Origin of the sequence: Shewanella sp. CG12_big_fil_rev_8_21_14_0_65_47_15, from assembly GCF_002783505.1 — a bacterium.
Lineage (GTDB): Bacteria > Pseudomonadota > Gammaproteobacteria > Enterobacterales > Shewanellaceae > Shewanella.
Map to the genome: position 1 here is coordinate 32,231 of NZ_PFGL01000001.1, position 19,204 is coordinate 51,434.

Sequence of the window (19,204 nt, forward strand, 5' to 3'; positions counted from 1 at the left end):
GTGTAATAGCACGGGTAGTATGGTGTAGAGTGATTCATGGGCGAGTTTTTGGACAATATCGTGTTAGATCATCACCTATTACTGGTTAAATTTGAATAAACATTTCTATGCGGTAACGCCGCCATGCACTCCTTTTGTAGTCAAGAATAGTGGTCCGTTTATTGTCTGCTGGTGGTTTTTAATGGTTTACCTTATTGCTATTTAGCATACATGATTAACTTGAAGAATTGGCTTAAGCGCATAAAAAATGGACCTGCGAAATCAAACTTGCGGCACTTGGATATAAAGGCTTGGTGGTATTAGGAGAGCCTAAGTGTTCATATCTCAGGCTTGAACAGATTATATAATGCTTGTTTTACTGTTACTAATACAGAAAGCAATAGACCTATAAAAACCTATAAGAATCAATGAATTGTTATAAGCAATATATTAATTACCATTTATACTTTAATTGAAAGGTTAAAACTTTACTTTATCTATTCGTACGAAAAAATAAACTAGCAATAATATTGGAAATACTACTAATGAGGTATTTATAAAGTTGCTAGATATTTGATTCATAAATAATATCTTATATGTGGCAGCATACATGAAAGATACAAATGCAACCAAGCGATAATTACATGAAAAATCAAATAACTCTCCACAGTGATAACACTTTGCCTCTTTACTAATAACCAGATTATATAATGAAATGTTCTTCTTGCAATACGGGCAATGTTTTAATATTTGCATAAACTAGACCTCGACAGCGGCTAACTTCAGCCTACTCTAGCAGACTGAAGTTAATACTAAAAACTTTTAGTTTTCATTTCTATGAAAATTTGGATCACCTGGATAAGTAATACCACCATTGCCACCTAAGCCACCTGAGCCAATTGTACCACTGGAGCCACCTACAACACCAACTGTACCGCCAGCCATACCTGCGCTACCATGTCCAGTCGAACCACTGCCACCACTATTAGTTTGTGTTTGCAAAGTGGCTAACTTCTTAAACTCTTCCGCTGTATATGTTTTTCCATCACGAATAACCTTGAGAATATTACCGTTTTTAAAAATTAAAATATCCCCAGGCCTAATCAATGGCGTAAAATGAGCATCCCAGTTAATAGCTAATGCAACACTAGCACCTGCAACTCCTACCAGTCCTGCTTTATTAGTCACAATAGCTAACTGCGCGAAGCCAGTCGCTTCTGTTGAAAATAGTGTGAGCCCTAAATACCCCATTCCGGTACTGGCAGCTATTGTGCCAATCTCCCATGTGGCGGCAAATAAATATGCAGCTTGTAATTTCAACGCAACATTCTGAAAGTTATAGTCAAATTGTGATACTTGGTATTGGTGGCTAAAATTTTGCACTATATCTAACAGCTGTGCTGTTTTAGGATCCTTCCTCCATTCAGTGCATTCATCATCTGAATAGCAATTCAGTGGCGAATCTTTGAAATAACCTGCTGGAATTTGTTGAATTTGATATTTCGATTTATAATTAATAAATTGATAGTAGGTTATAGTGTTTACAGTTAAATCATCATCTTTTATTATAAAAGTATCGGAATTTTTAAAATTTATATAACCTTGCTGCACTGTAACAAAAACATTTATACGTTCGTAAGGATCACAACCACCATAACATCTTATTGTATACGTAGTTTGACTATTTGGTACGTAATTTGTTGCTATTGGACCATCTTCACCTGGCTCAGTCATCCCTTTTGCTGGAAAAGCGTTAAACGAAAAACTCGTCAAAGCTATAATTGCAGATGCTATTAATCCTTTATTACCTTTATTCATTCCACCCCATCCATTAGAATAATATTTTCCATACAATCAAAGTCTGAATTATATATTAAATCTACAACAACAAACAGGCAGCAAATTTTAAATACATGTTAAAAAATGTAACAGTTGATTTCATTTTAATTAAAGAATATTAAGAGATCAGTTTATTTAACAATCATAATCGTTATAAACTATACAAATTAAAATATTAGAATTCACTTCAAATCGGGGGAATTGCCACAAAAGCAATGTGAATAATTTATATGAGTTATTACATATAGTAAGTGAAGCTATAGAATGTATTTTAAGTTGCTTATCTTCGAGTCGTCGCAAGTTTTGGTGCAAAAGTGCGTTAGCCCGAAGCCATCGCAAAATGGCAGGATTGTATGCGCGAACCAGACTAGGAAAATCTGATTCACAAATTTTACGATCATGTATTTCAATCGCGTCCTAAAGACATTTTATAAAAACCTTCAGATCATACATTTTCATTGATAAATGCCTTGAAAACATCGGACTGACGGCTCTCTATTAAACAAGGTCAAGACGCTATGTATCATTGGTAAAATAGACCAATTTACCTTGTCTATTTTGAAACAATGCCATAGTCAGCACGAAAGGATTTTAACCCTCGGCTTGAAAATTGTAGGGCACGGGTGTCGAGGGCTCTCTCTGCCCAGCCTCTAGCCAAAATATCCTTAAGGATCCATTGACCTAGAACACCCGCAAGATGACTGCGGCGTTCACTCCAATCGAGGCATGACTTACACAAAGGGCGGCGAGATTGACGACTTTTCGGCACATAACTTAAACCATCTATTTCCCCATCCGTGATGCCCAGCAACGAGAGATCCACACCACGTTTAGCAAAAAAGGTCATCCCTGCGGCGGTGATGTTTGTGTCGCTCCCCTCATGGGCGATCAAATTCTGCCGACTTAAGCTGTCGTAAAGCGCAACCCCCAATTCACCCGCGAGATGATCATAACAAACGCGAGCCAGTCTCAATCTAGGGTCCGCTGGTCCATGGATTACCTTAGGGCTCGCAATGGCCGCACTTATGTTGAGCAGACTTTCCAACAGTTCGGCCACTTGGCGACTCTGCAGCTGAAAATACTTATGCCTCCCCTGCTTACGCACGAGCAATAGTTCGCCTTCAACCAACTTAGTTAAATGGCTGCTGGCAGTCTGCGGAGTGATATCTGCTTCAAGAGCCAGTTCTGTCGCCGTCAATGCCTGTCCACCCATAAGAGCAATCAACATACGTGAGCGGGCGGCGTCACCAATCAAGTTGGCAATAAAGGCAATGTTAGGTTCCATGCTTGTAATCTCATTCGGGGACAGTTCGATAACCATCGAAGCATTAAGTTTTCAGGTAATTACAATGCAACTAAAACCTCTAGCACACAAGCCAATGGCGCCAAACACGATGAAAATTACCTGTTTTATCGAATACAAAATAGACCCGTTCAAATTGGAACAATTTGCCCAATATGCTGAAAACTGGGGCGATATTATTCCAGCCTACGGCGGCGAACTCCTTGGCTACTTTCTGCCACACGAAGGCACCAATGACACTGCATATGGTCTCATTAGTTTCGATAGTCTGGCCCACTATGAACGCTATAGAGACAAACTGAAAACAGAAGCCGCAGGCAAGGCAAATTTTCAGCTGGCCAAGCAAGGAGAATTTATTTTGAGTGAAAAACGCAGTTTCCTAAAGCCGATAGCAAAGACCTATCAAAGAGCTGCGGAGACAACACTATGATGGTCGTTATTTTTGAAGTTGTGCCGAATCCCGGCTGCCAAGAAAGGTATTTAGAGATAGCCGCCGACCTGAAATCGACCCTGAGTAACATTGAAGGATTTATTTCAATCGAACGGTTTCAGAATATGGTCAATCCCGAACGCTTATTATCGCTGTCATTCTGGGAGAATGAGGCTGCGGTACAGGCTTGGCGACAACAGATATATCACCGCGAGGCACAAACTCAAGGACGCGAACAATTATTCGCCGATTATCGCCTGCGGGTTGCCGAAGTTGTTCGTGACTATGGCATGTTCGACCGTGCTCAGGCACCAGGAGCAACTGATATGCTGCGACTCGAGTAGCGGACCACGCTAGCATCCAGTCTTAGCGGTAAAGGACATGATTTTAGTTAAACCGCTACGACTGCATTAATTTACTTTCTGCATCTCTTTATAAAAGAATACGACGTCCTTATCGATGATTTCGAGTCGCCAGCCATAGTGCTGGGCGAGCCATTCGAAGGTCGCTTCGGCGTAAAAATTGATATGAGTTGGGTCATTTTTATAGTGCCAACTGGCAAATGCGGTTTGATTTTGTACCCGCTTGGTCATCACTGCCAAAATGCCCTTGGGTTTTAATAGGCTATCGAGTTGGGCAAGCAAACCTGCGGCATCGCTTACGTGCTCTATCACTTCTGTTAAGGTAATAAAGTCGTATTGGCGGGCTAAAATTTCGGGGTTATTGGCGTAATAAAGGTCGTAGTTCTCTATCCGATAGCCACGCGCCTTTGCCATAAGACTCAATGCCTTGCCTTCACCGCAGCCAAAATCGAGCCCCACTGCTAATGGGCTAACACGACCGAGTAGCGGCTCTAGTGTGCGGTTCAAAAATGTTTGATAGCCCAGATCATCGGCATAATTCTCATGCTTATCGTATTCGGCTTTTTCTGCCTCGGCCGAGAGATAAAACTCGGGAGACACGCTAACCAATTGGCAGGTTTGGCATTGATGGTAATCGCGTTTTTTATCTTGATGATAAGCGAGTAATTCAGTGCCATGGCATAAGGGGCAAATATTCAACAACAATTCCTAGTGGTGATCCTGATGGTAATAGTAGTCACGCAAATAACAGCCAAACAAGTTCCCATTAAACGGCGGGTCAGTGGCCGAGGCTGTCACTCAGGTTTAGGGATTTTACGCTCTTTTGCGGCGGCTTCTTTCGCCTCACGTAAATATTTTTGCTCACGGGTTTCCCTTTCGTCGAACTGTTTTTGAGCCTTCAGCTTTTGCTTTGCTTCCCAATCCGTGGTTTGCGATTTTTGTTTAATTCTCTCTTCTCGCTCGTTTGTCTCTTTAGCCGCTTGGCGCGCCTTTTCTAATTGGGCTTGCTCTAGCTGTTGGGAGTCGGTACGCGCCTTATCGGCCTTTTGCTCTAAGGTTAGCCGTGGTTTTTGTGCATCTGCCGCACTCGCAATGGGAGTGATGGCACTCAAACACGGCACGATAAAGGCGATTATTTTAACTATATGTCCCATTTCCTTGCTCCTTGTCCTAGATCGTATCTGGGCTCACAATGGGTCAAACATAGCATAAAATTTTATAAAACTAGGGTTACTCAGCATGATTTGCATCGAAAATAACAGATGGGATTAGTCTTAAACTTCCGTTTTTATTTATATATTTGAGTGAAACCTCGATTCGGTTTATTTTTAACCCGGTATGAATGGTGTACTATTTAGGTTAATTTCGATATAAACGAAAGACCTAGGGAAATAGGATGTGACCTTATTTGCGTCACCAGGGAGTATCCTAAATGATTAGATGGCAAAACTTGCTCGATAAACTCAGTACAGATGACCCCGTATTGCAAGAAAGGCTATCTCTTTGGCGCGCACATCCCCATCAAGAGCCCCTAGCCCTTATTCAAGGCTTTAGTTTTATTAGCGCCAATCGCGCGACACTCACATATTTTGGCACCGAATATGATGCCTTTGTGAATGCAACTCCCTATGATTTTTCGCCTAGGATCCAATCATCTGGTCGCAACAGCGTTGAATCGGCAAGGGAAATGATCCTCGAAGCCATTGCAGGCAATCATGTGGAATTCAATTGGCTGCACCTGAATCAACAGGGTAATGAGCTGCCAACGAGGATCAATCTGTATCGCTGCTATCTGCAACAACAAGCCGTGATCCTCGTTGAATTACAGGCCCTTAATCGCCGAAATCAAATACGGGAATCCATCTCCGATGGTTTTGCCCATATTCCCAAAGAAATTCTGTCGACCACGTTAGAAGAAAGTGCGGAAGCGGTTTATATCACAGATGCGGACAATAAGGTTCTCGCCGTAAATAAAGCCATGTGCCGCATCTGTGGTTATAGCGCTGAACAACTGATTAATAAAACACCCGATTTTTTAGAGGCACGCCGCCTAAATTTAGGGGAAGAAACCGAGTGCCAAATCGCCTTAAGACAGAGGGGATCATGGCAAGGTGAAACCATAAAAAGACGGTCCGATGGGAGCACTTTCCCAGCATGGCAGAGCAGCCGAAAAATAGTGACGGATGATGGAGCACTGTTCCACGTTAATATCTTTAGTGATATCAGCACTAAGAAGCTATTGGAAACCCAACTCACTACCCGTGCCATGTATGACACTTTGACTGGGCTACCGAATCGTTTTCATCTGAAACAGATCCTCAATGGCGCCCTTGAAAATCTCAAGAAAGATCCCCTCTCCTTAGGGGCGCTGATGTTTTTAGACCTTAATGGTTTTAAGAATATCAATGACAGCTTTGGCCATTCTATGGGGGATAGAGTGCTACAGCTAGTGGCGGCTAGGCTTGAGGCGGGTTGCATTGACAAGGCCGATATCGCACGTATGGGTGGCGACGAGTTCACCTTAGTGCTGCAGGATTGCAGTTGTAAGGATGAAATCCAGCTGTTTGCAGAGCAAATTTTGAGTTTATTTGACAGCCCCTTCGAAATTGAGGGCCAAAAGTTTTTCCTTGGCACTAGTATTGGTATCGCGCTTTTCCCCACCCACAGTGACCAAGCGGGACAACTGATTAGCCTCGCCGATACCGCCATGTATTGTGCTAAGAAGAGCCAGCCACACTTAGTGTTTTATGATAAAGCCATGAGCCAGGCTGCCGAGTTAAAATTAAAACTCATCAACAGCTTAAGGCACGCACATAGTTTAAAACAATTCACTCTCGCCTATCAGGCCATAGTCGATTTGCATACTAACCAACCCGTGGGGGCCGAAGCCCTGCTGCGCTGGCAAAAATCACCGACCGAACACTTTGATGCGGCAGAATTTGTACCACTGTTAGAAGAAACGGGCTTAATTGTCGGCATAGGCCAATGGGCACTCGAAGAGGCCTGCCAGCAGGCGGCATTGTGGCGGGCCCAGTATCAGTCCGATTTTAGAATTTCAGTCAACGTCTCGCCCCTGCAGTTAGAACATGTGGATTTTGTGGGCCAAGTGACCACGGCCCTAACAATGTCGGCGTTACCCGCAAATGCATTAATTTTAGAAGTCACCGAATCGGCACTGCTACGTCAACCCGAGTTGGCACGGCACACCCTAAAACGCATCAAAGCCTTAGGAGTCAGTATTGCCATCGATGATTTTGGAACCGGCTTATCCTCACTCAGTCGCCTAGGAACATTACCTATCGATAGCGTGAAAATTGATGCCGAGTTTGCCCTCAGATTAAGTGATATTTCGGGGCAAAAACTCTGCCATGCCATAGTGCAACTCGCCCAAGCGCTCGGCATTAACTTTGTAGCAGAAGGGATTGAAACACAAAGACAAAAGGATATTATCACCGATATGGGGCAAGGCTGTGCACAGGGCTTTTTATTCGGTTACCCCACCTCGGTGGAGCAATTCACCCAGACGTTTTTGGCTGAAAAACATATCGCCTAACACCCTAATAAATCGACTCATACATAGGCTAACTCATAGTCTCGATAGCCTTGCCAGCACACCATAAATATGGAATTACTCCCCTGCAAAGCAATTGGCTGGCAAAGCTATCTCATCATTTGCACTGCAAATGAATCGCAGCTATTAAACCGCGTTTTGTCCTAAGTTAGCGTGATCTGAATAAGATTTTAACTATTTTAATGCGTATGGAATGCTAAAAATGTGAGGAGTGAAAACCACTTGCCTATTTTGATGTTAGGTAGCGCAACTGCACATCGGGCGGCATTGCCTTAATCCGTAAATCCACCATCAGCTCAAACACCTCTATCAGGGGCTGAATATCGAGTCCGGCATCCAAGGCACTGAGCATATAAGCACTCGCCTCTTGAGTAGATAGACTATCGCTACGACTCGATTTGCGGATCTTATATCTCGACTCGTAACCTTCGGCTAAATGCACCGCCGGATATTGAGCCAACCAAGGGTTTAACTGCAATATTTTAAATGCCTTACGCCAGGTTCCATCGATTAATAACAGCACGCAATCGGCGGGGATAGGCTGAGTTTCAACACTCACACTCTGCTGCGAAGGATAGACAAGGTAAATCGGCTTATCACATCGAGCCAGTTCACTTTGCAATACGGCAAAATCGTCTTGTGTTTCACCAACATAAACCTGTGTATCGGGTACCACTAAGCTTAATACCCTAACGCTATTCTTTTTATGTTCCACCTCCGAGGGATGCTGCAATATCAAGAGTTGAGTCTGTGGATAGATAGGCTGCACATGGGCACACAGGCAAGTATCGAGTGGATAACGGCAAGTGGGACAATAGTGGCGGGTCAAAGCAGCATCTCAATAAAACATTTAAGAGGCAGTATAGCATCTCAACGGACGCTTCTAAAAAATGCCCGTAGCTAAGGTCAAATAAGCTACGGGCAAAGGGTGTCCTGTAGGTTAGCCGTATTATTAATGCTCCGCGGCTAACTGTTCTTGATGCCAGTGATCGAATCGGCTTAACGCCATCATGGAAAGTAATCCAATAGAGAAAACCCCCATCACTAACGCCACTGCATAGGGCGCAGTTAAATCCGTCTGTTGTACCAATCCTGCGAGAATAGAAGCGCCACTCATCTGAATAAAACCCAACATGGCCGCGGCCGTGCCCGCACGCTCACCGAAAGCCGACAATGCCATGCTAGTCGCCGGGCCGAGTAAAAAAGCAAAGCCGATACATAACAGCATCATAGGTAACATAAAGGCAAAGGCGGCAGCCATACCCGAGCTAGGGCCAAGCAATTGAGCGGCAATAATCAATGTCGCCGAGAACACCAGTAACCATAGTGCGAGGATCGCAGTTGGACGATTGCCTAACTTACGGATCACCACTGGCGCGGCAAAACAGGCAACAACATTGACGATTGCATTTAGACCAAACAGGCCGCTAAATGCCAGTTCAGACACCCCTAAATGGCCAATCAGCCATACGGGCGAGTAGGACACATAACTTAAAATCGCCGCCATGGCTGACATACAGGCAAAGGCATAAAATAGAAAATGAGTGTTACTCAGCACTGGCTTATAGCGCCCCCAGCGGTATAAAGGCCCAGTCGTTACAGTGTTAGCAGGACGAGTCTCGGGTAAACGATAGCCAACGACTAACATCATTAAAATGGCATAAAGGGTCATAAACACGAAGGTTGAGCGCCAGCCAAATTGCATGGCTAACAGTCCACCTAAGGTAGGGGCGAGTGCCGGGATCACGCAGATGGCACCATTTAAGTAACTGTAAATCTTGGCGCCTTCCTTTTGAGAATAACAATCACGCACCGCACTAAATACCACTATCGAAGTGGAACAGGCGGCTAGACCTTGCAGCACACGGGCAATTTGCAGCCAATGAAATTCGATGGCAGCGGCGGCCAATAAACTACTTGCACCATAGAGCAGCACCCCAAAAAGTGCGACGGGACGACGGCCATAACGGTCCGCCAGAGGGCCGATCAGCACTTGGCCTAACCCCATAGCAAATAAAAACAATACTAGTGTTGACTGTACTTCACTGGCTGATACGGCAAATTCTGTCGCCATAGTTGGCATAGAAGGTAGATAGATATCAATGGCTAACGGACTTAATAGCACCATAGACATCAGGATAGGTAACAGATTGCGCCGCATAAATATTCTCAATTAAACAGGAAAGCTATTTCAGTGGGCGCTATTTTAAATAACTCAAGGTATGAATAGAAATGGTATAATTTCCAAAGTGAATTTCCCCTGAGGAATATCTATGAATCTCGATAACTTAGCCCGAATCGATCTTAACTTGCTGGTCATACTGAAAGTGCTGCTCGAAGAGCAAAGCGTGACTCGCGCGGCAAGCCGCTTACATATCAGCCAGTCGGCGTTGAGTAAGAGTCTGAATCGATTGAGAGAAACCTTAGATGATCCTCTTTTTCAACGCACGGCACACGGCTTAAAACCCACGGCGCACGCCCTCAATCTGGGGCAAAAACTGCCTAATATTTTGCAGGATCTGTATCAATTAACCCAGCCACCCACTTTTAATCCTACCAGCAGCAATCGGCAATTTTCTTTTGCTATGGTGGAAAGCGCCTATGAAACCTTAATCCCTTACTTTATTGGGCCATTGCTTAATAGTGCGCCCAACATCAAGCTGGATTCCTATGTTTGGACCGAAAAATCCATGCAGGATTTACAGCAGGGGCAAATTGACTTTGGTATTTCCGGCAGAGACTTACATCCGCTGGCCGATCCGCGGATGGACAAATTACCCGAAGGTATTGCCTGCCAGACATTATTCACCGATGAACAAGTATGTCTGGTGCGTGAAGATCATCCGCTGATGGCTGCATTCACCTCAGCCCAATGGAATCTCCCCCTTTACCTCGATATGGCCCATGTACAAGTCCGCTGTGAGGGCAGCGATTGGTGGGCCTTGGATTACTTTCTCGCCGACCTTGGCCACAGACGCAAAATCAGCACCACAGTGCCCGACTTTTACGGCGCGGCCAGTGTGTGTGCCCACAGCGATTTGATTTTTACCTTGCCTTCGAGTTTTGCCCGCCACGCCTGTCAGCTTTATCCACTCAAGCTACTGCCCTTGCCCTTCGAGTTTATGCCTATGGCCTATGTGTTGTTATGGCACCAAAGAAATGATGAAGATCAGGGGCATAAATGGATTAGAGAAACCATTTGCCAGAGTGTAGCTAAGTTATTTACTCCCGCAGAAATGCTTTAAAACACCAAATAACCACCAATAAAAAGCCCGATAAAGCAAAGGCAGTATCGGGCTCTTATTAAAGTGAAGCACTACAAATAGTGGCTACAGAATAAAGGTGGCGACCTGTGCATTCAGATCGTTGGCACGCTCTTTTAACCCCCTCGCCTGGGCTAAATCCGCCATAGCAGATTCAGTGTTCTCATCGGTCACATCTTTAATCGCTACGGTATTTTGCGTGATCTCCCCGGTGACCTGAGTTTGTTCTTCTGCGGCTGTGGCTATTTGCCCCGCCATATCGGAAATCACATTCACCGCTTGGGTAATTTCTTCTAATGCCTGCGCCGCGGCATTGGCATCTTCGACACTGTGACCCGCTAACGCTTGACTGCTTTCCATCAGACTGACGGCTCTTGCCGTCGTACGTTGCAAGGTTTCAATTGTGGTATGCACTTCTTGGGTCGAATCTTGAGTTCGGCGCGACAATACCCGCACCTCATCGGCCACCACAGCAAAACCACGCCCTTGCTCACCGGCACGGGCAGCTTCAATCGCGGCATTGAGGGCTAACAGGTTTGTCTGTTCGGCAATCCCTTGAATAGTCGCTAAAATGCTGGAAATAGACTGGGCGTGACGACTTAAATCTTCAATCACCTCCGTCGCTTGAGCGACCTCATCCGCAAGGAAATTAATTGAGCTACGGGTTTTATTGACTAACTCTTTCCCCTGTAAACTGCTCGCGGCGGATTGCTGCGCCGCCGTCGCCGTGTTTTCGGCATTGGCGGCAATTTCATTGGTGGCACTCGCCATTTCCGTTACCGCCGTAGCCACCATAGCCACTTCCTGCTGCTGGCGTTGCAACTCGGCAACCGATGTTTGTGTCGTCGCTAGGCTGCGCTCGGCATCGGCATCTAACTCGGCCGCTAAATGACGAATATGGCTGATTAGTTGGTGCTGACTGCCCACAAAACGATTGAAGCTGCCGGCCAGTACACCCACTTCATCTTGGGTATCAATTTCAATGCGTTGGGTTAAATCACCGTTACCATCGGCGATACGAGCAAGGGCTTGTGATACTCGGCTCAATGGCCCGAGTAACATACCCACTAACCAGGAAATGGCTAACACACTCAACAGCAACACCAGTGCCGAGAGACCAAGTTGAGTGAGTAACAGGTTAGTCAATGGCGCTTCAAGGGTTTCCCTATCGAGCACTAAGACCAACTCCCAATCCGTATTGGGAATATCGACACTCCAGACGAGCTTGTCGCGGCCTTCATTCTCAAAATACATAGGTAATAATGCGCCAGTCTTACGGCTCTGTTCTGGCAAGTTTCGATTAAGCTCATTATCTATTTCACCTATAGATCTCATTGTCTTAGCATGATCCTTATAGGCGATAACTGTGCCATCTTTGTGCATCATAATGGCGTAACCGTTAGCGGGGAGCGTCATGCGATTCACGCTTTCCACTAGGCTTGCAATCGATAAATCACCACCGACAACCCCCTGCGAAGTCGCCTTAGCCATAGTGACGACTAAGATGTTATAGGCCACATCCATATAGGGTTTAGTGAGGATAAGGCTGCCTTCATTCATGGCCTGTTTGTACCAAGGGCGGGTTCGAGGATCATAACCCGTGCGATCAATGCTCGGATCCGAGTCCAACATTTGCCCGGTTTGCATTCCATAATAGGTCAGTTGAAAACGCCCTGAAGCCTGCGCCTGTTGCAATACGCTTAAGCTATCGCCTTCGATTTTGTTGGCCAGCGCTTCGACTATGTCCTGACGTCCGGCTAACCAATCCTGAATACGCTGTGCCTGTTGATCTCCTAGACGCTGAACTTGCTCTAAGCTGCTTTGCAGCAATAACGCTTTTTGGCTGGAGTAGCTTTGCCATGACAACAAACCAATCACGAGTGAAAGGGCTATCACGACTGAAATCAGGATCTTTTGTTTAAGCGAGTATGAGTTCATATGGGCGTCTATTGTTAACAAAGCACAAAATCAAGGATGGTGGTATAGATTGCTGAGCGTCGACAGTTAATGGTAATAAACTTACATTACTAACGAAAACCCATCAAAAAATTGGTCAAATTTTCGCACATTTTATATAACAAACAAAGCAATGCCGATAACCAAGATAATAAATAATTACACAAAAACAGAATATTAACTTACAAATTCGCAAGCTAAACACAGAGATCACCGGGAATTTACATTCATACTGCTATCACAACAAAAAGTCTCGATTGGCGTAAAAGAACGTAAATTAACCAATATTAACGTGACCGAATCCGTTTATTTATTGCACACTGACTCTCTATTGCTTTGGTCGTGTTGACGTTTCACGCTGATACTAGCGCCGCTTGGCGGAACTTATAGAGCGACATTCAACATACAGTCGCTGTCGTAACTGAAACATCAAACCGCCCTGATAAGGAGTTCCTATGATTTATCAACAGTTCCAACAGAGCCCGATGCAAACCCGAATTTCTGGCCCACGGGCCTGGTTAGCCATGGCTGTCAGTGTCAGCCTTATTTGCTTATCACTGTTTTTATTGCCATTTGTATTGTTATTTGGGGCTATTACCCTAGGTTGTATAGTGCTGTTTAGCCGCATTTATGTGGCGCGCCACTTAGCCCAATTGAATCGAGCGGCAGCCCAAGCTAGGGCAGCGCAAACGACAGGATCACAACATGATGATTCGATGCAGTTAGTGCGAGAACCCCATGCAACGCATTATCGGGGTCGTACTTTTGAGCATCAAGAGGATGAGCGTTAAGCATTTATGGTTAAGTGCTAGTGTTAAGCGCTATAGGGTAAGCAGGTCCTTGGCGCGTTTTAGGCTGTGGATCTCTGCACTATCGCGCGTCACCTCGAGTACTTTATCGATCTGCAATGCCAATGATTGCCACAGAGGCTGGATAATATCCGCCTCTTTTTGATTGGCATGGCGCCGAGCCAAATTGAGCAAGGCTGCCGCACCCACCACATCTATGCGACCTAAAATACCATCGGCTAGGGCCATGCTCAGCTCGATCATCGCGGGCACACTGTGACCATATTTGATCACCTCGCGTAAATAATGCTCCGCTTGGGTAAGATCGCTATCGAAAGCATTGTCATCGTGGAGCATATGCTGGGCGCGGGAGAACATAGCATCCAATTGCCCCTGCTCGGCGGCCTCGGCCATCCAATGCTCACTGGCGATAGCATCCCGTTGACATCCCTCGCCATTAGCCAGCATAAGCGCTAAATGGTATTGGGCATGGGGGTAACTTGCCTGCGCAGCTTTACTAATAAAATGATAGGCTTGGGCAAGATCATTTTGTTGATAATGCAGCACGCCTAAATTGGCCATCGCCTCGGTTTGTTCGCCATCCGCCGCTAGCTGTAAAAAGTGTTTCGCTTGGGCTAAATCCGGCTTAAATGATTCGCTACCTACGAGGTAGAAATACCCCAGCAATGCCATGGCATTAACAACACCCGCTGCGGCCGCTGCTGCTATCGCAGCTTCACCTTTAATCGTATCGGCTTCCCCCTGATAACCGTGGATTAAACTCACCCCATGCTCATAGAGGGCTTCCATATGTGTTGGGGCTGCAAGGGCAAACCAATAGGCGGCCTTTGCAAAGGTATCACTGGCTTTTTGGGCGACTTCCTTCACAACCGAGCTATCGTTTTCAGTACCGTAGTACTGATCGACGAGGGCAAGCTCTTGCTCCTTAAGCATTAATGCTTTGGTTTTAAAAGAGATCCCCACAAGATACTGCGCCTTGGGATCATCTTCCATCACAGCGCGGTAGCAGAGTTCTTTTACTGTGACTGAATCACTGGATTCATACCGATACTCCGGCGCTTCACGGCCAGTCGCCTTAGGGTACAAGTGCTCCACCAAGGCCAACACGTCCTTAATGGCTTTTTGGGCTAAGGCGAGTAATTGCTCTTGGGTAAGATGGTATTTTTCAGGGTGGGCACCACGGTTGCCATCGGCACGCAGGCGATGCAAAGCACGGGTCGTTTTAACATCGATAAGGCGTTTTTGGTTTAACTGCTCGATGCGGTCATAGAGATTAGGACTAGAAAATTCGCCCCCCTTCCCTTGCCCCAGCAAGGCGGTGAGCTTATGGGTAAAACTACGGATATGCAGCAGTGACTGAGTTGGCACATCCCGCACATAGTTTTTCGCACTGAGGTAATCATCTAGGAGAGGGGCCGAAAAACCTTGGATAAACTCACTATCCAATATCACAACCTGAGTCCCCATACATGTTTACCTCAATCCGATGTATTAAATCCGTATCATTCTGCGAGGGGCTTTTTAGACACCATATACAGGCGAAATAATGCCAAGTTGACGAATAAGCCAATGAAAGACATGAAGGTATCCGCCAACATTTGCACAGGTAAACCACCTAAGGCTGCGAGCCCTGATAATTGGCTACCAATCACAGAAAGCGGCAAATACAACATCAGTAATGCGATTGTTTTCAGTACGATAGGGCCACTAAAGCTAAAACTCGCCTTAATCGCTTCTAGGGGCGTTAAGCGTTCGACCACCACCATAAAGTTCACATAGGCTAAACGGGCGAAGAGGTAAAAGCTGATCACTAACCCCACCAGCCACATAGGGCCAAAAGCCGCGAACAACATTACTGGCGCTAAAATTGCGAGTCCCGAAAAAACCCCTGCCAGCAAGAGCGGTGGCACAAAAGGTAAACTCGCCTTTAACACTAAGCCCGCCGAAGGATTATGGCCCTGGGAACGCAGTTCGAGGTATAGGGTTAAGGCGGCGATTAACACTGAAAAAGTCAGCAATAGCAGCATCATAGCTATCATATGTGGTGCGCCAAATTGCGGGTTTTCCAGATCGACTTTGCTCATCTCGGCGCCTAACCACAACTGGATCCCAACTTGGATCAGCAGCAAGGGCACCGTCAACATGGCAAGCTGCACGAGATGGTTACGGAAAAAATTATAGGCTTCGGTCAAAATTGCGGATAGTGACATGCGACTTTCCAAAATAATTGAAATAAATGAACACTGTGAATTGCCGCTAAGAATACCCAAAATCCCTTAGCAATGCACAGAAGAAATCGCGAGTGTGGCCCTTAAATCACAGAAAACTACTGCAACAAAAGTCGTAAAGCCGTTAAACTGTCCCCCTTATTGCGCGCAAAACCCCAAAGGATGGCCTCATATGAAACAGACTCTCACTCTTTCAATTCTGCTTAGCAGTTGCATTTTAGCCGCGCCTACGAGTGCCGGATGGTTAGATAATCTTACTGGTTCTCAAACAAAAACCCAGGCAGCCACCAGCACTGTCACCCAATCGAATGAGCTGGTCGGCACTGTGATGTCACAGCTAGGCTTAAATCAAACCCAGGCAGAAGGGGGATTAGGCAGTTTATTGGGGTTAGCCCAATCTAGCTTAGGCACGAGTGATTACTCAACCTTAGCCGCCAGTATTCCTAATGCCGATAGTCTCTTGACTGCGGCCCCTAAGCTGGATGGCAACTCAGGCGTCTCTGGCCTGTTATCTAAGGCTGGCGATCTGGGCTCATCATTACAAGGTGGTGCTATGGTGTTAGATGCCTTTGAAAAACTTGGTATTTCGAAAGAATTGGCGGTACCAATGATCGATATTGCTAAGTCCTACCTTGAAACCAATGGCGCTGAAGGCACCTCAGATCTATTAATGAAAGGCTTAAATTCACTGCTGTAATTCAGTCTTAACTCACCCTAAGCGATACTAGGTTTAGGGTGAACTTTCCCCGCCTAATCGACTCTACTTTATATTCCCTCAGTATGAGAACCGCCAAATATGATCGCGAAATTAAGACGATTTATTCAATCACATACCCAGGCGATAACGCCCGAAGACAAGGCACATCAACTGAGGCTAGCTGCGGCGAGTATGTTGTTAGAAGTGGTGTTTGCCGATGATACCTTAGCACCTGAAGAGACTGCGCTATTACCCAAACTGCTCACCGAAACACTTTCGATGTCAGAGCAGGATGCTAAGGCGCTGATCGATGAAGCCAAGCATGTGCAAGGCAATGCAACATCATTGTTTGAATTTACCAATGCGATTAATACCGAGTTTAGCCTAGAGCAAAAACAACAACTTTTACTCGCCATGTGGCAACTCGCCTATGCCGATGGACAGCTGTCCCACTACGAAGACCAAATCATTCGTCGCACTGCAGATTTGCTATACCTCAAACACAGTGAGCTAATCCAAATGCGCAATCAGGCAATAGCAGCGGCGCATGTCAGAATTGCTAAATAATCACTCCTAATAGTGTTCCATCACAGCGGATCCTAGGCTCACCAACACTGGATCTCACAAGCCGTCTTCCTGAACTCCGTCGCGTCAAGGCATGAGACTTTTGGCTAAATTGTAAATAAATATTTCTTAAATTAAGTAAAGAGTGATATTGATACAAAGCCGTTAACTCACTGTAAGGAAGCACTATGAAGCCAAATTCACTACTTAATCGTACTGGTATCATCTCCGTTAGCGCCCTAATCACATTAGGCTTGTTTGTCTTTATGGCGCAGCTCATTCACAACCCTATCACCACGACGGGACAAGCCACGGATGCGCCACAAATAAACATACTCATGGCGGAACGCACTGCGGTTCCGCCAAAAGAGAACCGCAAACCCGAGCCACCTAAGCCCATTCCTGCGAGGGAGCGTATTAACAATCCCGGGACTGAAAGTGAACCGACACCTTTCACAACTGCAACCCCCACTCCTGAGATGCCCACACAAACAACACTGTTCACTCAGTCAACCATGACGGCCGAGGCTTTGCCCGTTGTACAAGTATCCCCCCGCTATCCCATAGATGCAGCACAGAGTGGAAAGGAGGGCTATGTGGTTGTGGGATTTGATATCACAGCCGATGGCACCGTGAGTAATGTGCGGGTTTTAGAGGCGAACCCTAAGCGAGTCTTTGATAAGGCGGCATTATCTGCGGTACAAAACTGGAAATACAAACCTAAGTTTGATTCGGGTAAGGCCGTGCCCCAACTCAATCAACAAGTGCAGTTGGATTTTAAATTAGATCAAAAGATTTAGGGCTAATGATCAAACCACCCAGTATTATCCGCAATACTGGGCAATTTATCTCCTTCATAGATCAATCTATTCTGGCATAACTAAGCTTTGTTTACGGCTAAGATGGCTCTTCTGCCACCAGAGGAAAGGGGCCACCAGCAATATCAGCACAAACACATAGGCCATACTCGCGCCGAGGGCGATACCCAGCGCTAAACAAAAGCCACACCCCAGCACCACTAATGGTAAATTCTGCCTTGGTAATAATTTTGCCGCGGCTAACATCGCCATTAAATAGATGATAACAAAAACCCCATTGCTCCAAGCGATCAAATGCTCTAATTCTTGCCCCGTCAGATAGGTCAGCACTATCACGCTCGCCATCACACTCAGCAATGCCGCTAGGGCCCTAATCGGCACTCCATGGGCATTTTTAACGGCAAAACAGCGGGGTAAAATGCCTTCACGGCTAAAGCTCCAGACCAAGCGTGCCGCACTTGCCGCATAGACGTTAACCGTCGCAAGGCCGCTTGCAATGCCTAAAACTCCTATCACTTGGGCGCCGTATCCCCCTAATAACGCATCGAATACACCAATCATGGCGACACTCTTCTCGGTTGGCACGAGCAAGAGTAGCAATGTGCAAGCGACATAAATCACCCCCACCAGCACAGTGCCCATCATCATCGCGGGGATCATATCCTGCTGCGGGCGACGAAAATCGTCGGCAAGGTGTGTCATGGCTTCTATACCGAGAAAACTCCAGAAAGCGATACCCGCGGCAATCATCACAGTCGGTATTTCAGGCATACCATGGCGGGTAATGGAGGTGAGTAGCCCCTGCTGGAAACTGCTCGCGCCGAACAATATCACTACCACGGCAACAATACAGAGAGTTAAGGCAAACTGCAGCTTAGCCGACACTTGGATCCCACGAAGATTAAGCAGAAATAGCCCCAGTATCACTAGGATTTCGGCGCCGACCTGGGACCAGCCTTCGAGGGGGATAAGCGCATTAACAAATTGAAATGTCATCAAAATGGCAGCCGGAGCCCCCATAGGAACTACCAGTAAAAAAATTAACCCTATGGTACGGCCCGCGGTGCGGCCAAAGGCTTTTTCGACAAAGTAAGCGGGCCCAGCAGCATGGGGGAATACACTGGCTAAACGTCCAAATACCAGTGCAACGGGAATAATGGCTAACGTCAGCAATAACCATGCGACAAGTGCACCCGAGTGGGCCTTCTCGATAGTCATCTGCGGTAAAATAAACACTCCTGTGCCCAGCAAAGTGGTGGCCATTAAGCCCGCGCCTTGCCAACGCCCTATAGTTCCGCTATTTGGATTCATCTGCTAATATTCTGTGGTTTTAGAGCCATCAGTATAGTGAAATTTTGCCCCACAATCTGCCGTCATTTTCAGCG

General features: G+C 46.0%; 18 protein-coding genes. 8 read left to right on the forward strand and 10 right to left on the reverse strand.

Features of this window, described 5'->3' with window-relative positions; translation table 11 throughout:
• Positions 1 to 801: 801 nt before the first annotated feature.
• Complete coding sequence (locus tag COW15_RS00140; RefSeq protein ID WP_293628607.1) at positions 802 to 1,797, reverse strand: hypothetical protein; 996 nt, start codon at positions 1,795 to 1,797, stop codon at positions 802 to 804.
• Positions 1,798 to 2,371: 574 nt separating this feature from the next.
• The gene (locus tag COW15_RS00145; protein ID WP_293628608.1) at positions 2,372 to 3,103 is read right to left on the reverse strand and encodes a winged helix-turn-helix domain-containing protein; all 732 of its coding nucleotides are present in this window, start codon (positions 3,101 to 3,103) and stop codon (positions 2,372 to 2,374) included.
• A 64-nt stretch (positions 3,104 to 3,167) separates the two neighbouring features.
• On the opposite strand from COW15_RS00145, the gene COW15_RS00150 reads away from it, so the two are divergent.
• Complete coding sequence (locus tag COW15_RS00150) at positions 3,168 to 3,551, forward strand: NIPSNAP family protein (protein WP_293628609.1); 384 nt, start codon at positions 3,168 to 3,170, stop codon at positions 3,549 to 3,551.
• A complete protein-coding gene (locus tag COW15_RS00155) occupies positions 3,548 to 3,895 on the forward strand; it encodes an antibiotic biosynthesis monooxygenase (RefSeq protein WP_293628610.1) in 348 nt (115 codons plus the stop codon). Before COW15_RS00150 ends, COW15_RS00155 begins: the two co-directional genes overlap by 4 nt.
• Positions 3,896 to 3,961: 66 nt before the next feature.
• Here COW15_RS00155 and COW15_RS00160 read toward each other — a convergent pair whose 3' ends face one another.
• Positions 3,962 to 4,612, reverse strand: a complete 651-nt coding sequence (locus tag COW15_RS00160; protein WP_293628611.1) for a methyltransferase domain-containing protein — start codon at positions 4,610 to 4,612, stop codon at positions 3,962 to 3,964.
• Between the two features lie 95 nt (positions 4,613 to 4,707).
• Complete coding sequence (locus tag COW15_RS00165; protein WP_293628612.1) at positions 4,708 to 5,067, reverse strand: hypothetical protein; 360 nt, start codon at positions 5,065 to 5,067, stop codon at positions 4,708 to 4,710.
• A 278-nt stretch (positions 5,068 to 5,345) separates the two neighbouring features.
• Between COW15_RS00165 and COW15_RS00170 the strand changes: the two genes are divergently transcribed.
• Positions 5,346 to 7,466, forward strand: coding sequence for an EAL domain-containing protein (locus tag COW15_RS00170; RefSeq protein WP_293628613.1), 2,121 nt, complete (start codon positions 5,346 to 5,348; stop codon positions 7,464 to 7,466).
• Positions 7,467 to 7,710: 244 nt separating this feature from the next.
• Here COW15_RS00170 and COW15_RS00175 read toward each other — a convergent pair whose 3' ends face one another.
• Together COW15_RS00175 and COW15_RS00180 are read right to left on the reverse strand one after the other, a co-directional pair.
• Complete coding sequence (locus COW15_RS00175) at positions 7,711 to 8,313, reverse strand: tRNA-uridine aminocarboxypropyltransferase (protein WP_293628614.1); 603 nt, start codon at positions 8,311 to 8,313, stop codon at positions 7,711 to 7,713.
• Between the two features lie 123 nt (positions 8,314 to 8,436).
• On the reverse strand, positions 8,437 to 9,645 hold the full coding sequence (locus tag COW15_RS00180; RefSeq protein ID WP_293628615.1) for a multidrug effflux MFS transporter: 1,209 nt from the start codon (positions 9,643 to 9,645) through the stop codon (positions 8,437 to 8,439).
• Positions 9,646 to 9,757: 112 nt separating this feature from the next.
• Here COW15_RS00180 and COW15_RS00185 point away from each other — a divergent pair, with 112 nt between their 5' ends.
• Positions 9,758 to 10,729, forward strand: coding sequence for a LysR family transcriptional regulator (locus tag COW15_RS00185; protein WP_293628616.1), 972 nt, complete (start codon positions 9,758 to 9,760; stop codon positions 10,727 to 10,729).
• An 84-nt stretch (positions 10,730 to 10,813) separates the two neighbouring features.
• Here COW15_RS00185 and COW15_RS00190 read toward each other — a convergent pair whose 3' ends face one another.
• Positions 10,814 to 12,685, reverse strand: a complete 1,872-nt coding sequence (locus COW15_RS00190; protein WP_293628617.1) for a methyl-accepting chemotaxis protein — start codon at positions 12,683 to 12,685, stop codon at positions 10,814 to 10,816.
• A 473-nt stretch (positions 12,686 to 13,158) separates the two neighbouring features.
• Between COW15_RS00190 and COW15_RS00195 the strand changes: the two genes are divergently transcribed.
• On the forward strand, positions 13,159 to 13,494 hold the full coding sequence (locus tag COW15_RS00195; RefSeq protein ID WP_293628618.1) for a hypothetical protein: 336 nt from the start codon (positions 13,159 to 13,161) through the stop codon (positions 13,492 to 13,494).
• Between the two features lie 30 nt (positions 13,495 to 13,524).
• Here COW15_RS00195 and COW15_RS00200 read toward each other — a convergent pair whose 3' ends face one another.
• Both COW15_RS00200 and COW15_RS00205 read right to left on the reverse strand, forming a co-directional pair.
• Positions 13,525 to 14,979 carry a DUF4145 domain-containing protein gene (locus tag COW15_RS00200; protein ID WP_293628619.1) on the reverse strand — a complete coding sequence of 485 codons (1,455 nt, stop codon included), beginning with the start codon at positions 14,977 to 14,979 and terminating at the stop codon, positions 13,525 to 13,527.
• Positions 14,980 to 15,014: 35 nt separating this feature from the next.
• The gene (locus tag COW15_RS00205; protein ID WP_293628620.1) at positions 15,015 to 15,722 is read right to left on the reverse strand and encodes a hypothetical protein; all 708 of its coding nucleotides are present in this window, start codon (positions 15,720 to 15,722) and stop codon (positions 15,015 to 15,017) included.
• A 190-nt stretch (positions 15,723 to 15,912) separates the two neighbouring features.
• Here COW15_RS00205 and COW15_RS00210 point away from each other — a divergent pair, with 190 nt between their 5' ends.
• From COW15_RS00210 to COW15_RS00220, 3 genes are all read left to right on the forward strand, one after another.
• Positions 15,913 to 16,437 carry a DUF2780 domain-containing protein gene (locus COW15_RS00210; RefSeq protein WP_293628621.1) on the forward strand — a complete coding sequence of 175 codons (525 nt, stop codon included), beginning with the start codon at positions 15,913 to 15,915 and terminating at the stop codon, positions 16,435 to 16,437.
• Positions 16,438 to 16,536: 99 nt separating this feature from the next.
• On the forward strand, positions 16,537 to 17,004 hold the full coding sequence (locus COW15_RS00215) for a TerB family tellurite resistance protein (protein WP_293628622.1): 468 nt from the start codon (positions 16,537 to 16,539) through the stop codon (positions 17,002 to 17,004).
• A 185-nt stretch (positions 17,005 to 17,189) separates the two neighbouring features.
• On the forward strand, positions 17,190 to 17,801 hold the full coding sequence (locus COW15_RS00220) for an energy transducer TonB (RefSeq protein ID WP_293628623.1): 612 nt from the start codon (positions 17,190 to 17,192) through the stop codon (positions 17,799 to 17,801).
• Positions 17,802 to 17,867: 66 nt separating this feature from the next.
• On the opposite strand, the gene yjeH is transcribed toward COW15_RS00220, so the two are convergent.
• On the reverse strand, positions 17,868 to 19,130 hold the full coding sequence (gene yjeH, locus COW15_RS00225) for an L-methionine/branched-chain amino acid transporter (RefSeq protein ID WP_293628624.1): 1,263 nt from the start codon (positions 19,128 to 19,130) through the stop codon (positions 17,868 to 17,870).
• Positions 19,131 to 19,204: the final 74 nt, after the last annotated feature.